The 1,019-nt window shown below is 59.8% G+C and carries 1 protein-coding gene; it reads right to left on the bottom strand.

The genetic code is table 11. The features are described from left to right. Window positions 1-44: 44 nt before the first annotated feature. Entirely contained in the window at window positions 45-869 is an 825-nt protein-coding gene (locus ACYVK7_RS17615; RefSeq protein WP_460889026.1) for a hypothetical protein, read from the bottom strand. Between the last annotated feature and the right edge of the window lie 150 nt (window positions 870-1,019).

The raw sequence follows: 1,019 nt of genomic DNA, 5'->3' as shown, positions 1-1,019 counted from the left end.
CCCGCACCCCGGCCCCCGCGATCGACCGGCTCCTCGAGAACGCATCACTGCGCCGAGGAACGAGGCGAGAAAACCTCAATGGCCGTATACGTGTGATCATCTGGCTTCTTGAACTTTATCGTCAGCACGTCAGGCCGGTCGATGCCTTGGATATCGAGAAGGTCTTCCCAGAGATCCTTCTCATCGATGTTAGCGAACAGCTTGGCCACGCTTGCCATGTCGATACCGTTGTCTGCGTCAACGATGGCGTTCAAGTCTTCACCCCACAGACTGCGGGCGAACTTGAGGGGGTGAGTGCGTAGCGCGAGTTGGTTGAGGAACTCCTCTCGCACTCGCGACCCAACCTTGATGCGATCCAACGCTTGTCGGAACTCTGAGTCATCGCCTTCGCTCGGGATGTCCAAACGCACGAGACCAGCCGCCTTGGCGTTCAGGTCCGCGACTCGTGCCCGGCGAAGCTCGCGGCGCTTCTTGCGGATCTCGTGGAGCGATGTGAGAAGGCCTTCGCGTTCGGAAACGAGCTCCGCGAGCTGTGGCTCCGCTTCCTCCTTCAGCTCTGTTCGCGCTGCCTGCGCGTCTGTCAGCTTGGACTGAAGCATTTCAAGGTTTGCGCGAAGCGCACTGAGGGAGGCGCCTGCATCGATCTTCTCGAGTTCTTCGTCGAGTTGCTTCTTGAAGGCCTCAAACTTCTGCGTCCAGCTCGCCCGGATCTCGCCGACCTTATTCGATGCCGAAGTCAGGGCATCGTTGATCTCGTCGGTCGCCGTATCGACTCGAGTCTTGAGTTCCCACAGCGCCTCAGCAGCGGTTGTGAACAGGATCGCATTATCCGCTACTGATCCCGAGAGTTTTGCATCGGGAAGATTCAACTTGGGAGCATGGAGAGAATCTACCCTGCCTGCGACTCGACGCAGTGCCGTCTGCTCGGCAGTCCAGTGAGGTTTTCTCGCCTCGTTCCTCGGCGCAGTGATGCGTTCTCGAGGAGCCGGTCGATCGCGGGGGCCGGGGTGCGGGTGCTG

The sequence above is a fragment of the Promicromonospora xylanilytica genome, assembly GCF_054782895.1.
The sequence above is the reverse complement of the archived record's forward strand: the minus strand, read 5'-3'. Positions and strand labels throughout refer to the sequence as shown.